This window comes from Streptomyces sp. NPDC012466, assembly GCF_042955215.1.
GTDB lineage: Bacteria > Actinomycetota > Actinomycetes > Streptomycetales > Streptomycetaceae > Streptomyces.
This window is the reverse complement of the sequence record NZ_JBIBEQ010000029.1, coordinates 1-1,000: the sequence shown is the minus strand read 5'-3', so window position 1 is coordinate 1,000 and position 1,000 is coordinate 1. Positions and strand designations below refer to the sequence as shown.

Sequence of the window (1,000 nt, the reverse complement as noted above, 5' to 3'; positions counted from 1 at the left end):
GGCGGGGGTGATGGTGACCCAGGCCAGGAGGGCGTCGGCGCCGGGGAGGAGGTAGGGCAGTTCCTCTTCGGTGGCGTAGACGGTGTCGGTGAGGCGTTCGATGAGTGCGGTGGCGGGTGGGCGGTTGCCGCGGTGGAGGATGACGAGTCGGTCGGGCATGTCAGGCTCCGACGGGGACGGCGATGTACTTGTATTCGAGGAACTCGTCGATGCCGACGCGGCCGCCTTCGCGTCCCAGGCCGGACTGCTTGATGCCGCCGAAGGGTGCGGCGGGGTTGGAGACCAGGCCGGTGTTGAGGCCGATCATGCCGCTTTCGAGGCGTTCGGCGACGCGCAGGGCGCGGTCGAGGTTCTGGGTGAACAGGTAGGAGGCCAGGCCGAATTCGGTGTCGTTGGCGGCCGTGACGGCTTCGTCCTCGGTGTCGTAGGTGATCAGGGCGGCGACGGGTCCGAAGATCTCGGTGTCGTTGATGGCGGCCTCGGCGGTGAGGCCGGCCAGGACGGTGGGCGGGTAGAAGCAGCCCGGGCCTTCGGGCAGTTCACCGCCGGTCAGGACGGTCGCGCCGCGCTTGACGGCGTCCTGGACGAGGTCGTGGGCTTTGCTGCGGGCGGTGGCGTCGATGAGGGGGCCGACGTCGGTGCCCGGTTCGGTGCCGGGGCCGACGCTCAGGGCGGCCATGCGGGCGGTCAGGCGGGCGGCGAACTCCTCGGCGATGGAGGTGTGGACGTAGATGCGGTTGGCGGCGCAGCAGGACTCGCCCATGTTGCGCATCTTGGCGACCATGGTGCCCTCGACCGCGGTGTCGAGGTCGGCGTCGTCGAAGACGATCAGGGGGGCGTTGCCGCCGAGTTCCATGCTGGTGCGGATGACGGTGTCGGCGCACTGGGCGAGCAGGATGCGGCCGACGGCGGTGGAGCCGGTGAAGGAGAGTTTGCGGATCTGCCCGCCGCGCAGGAGGGGTTCGATGACGCCGGCGGCGTCGGTGGTGGTGACGATGTT

1 protein-coding gene is annotated in these 1,000 nt (G+C 70.0%); it reads right to left on the bottom strand.

What is annotated here, in order from left to right; genetic code table 11:
• Positions 1–160 precede the first annotated feature (160 nt).
• Positions 161–1,000 (bottom strand): aldehyde dehydrogenase family protein (locus ACFY9E_RS40215; RefSeq protein ID WP_390993616.1); only part of this gene is annotated, 840 nt, incomplete at its 5' end.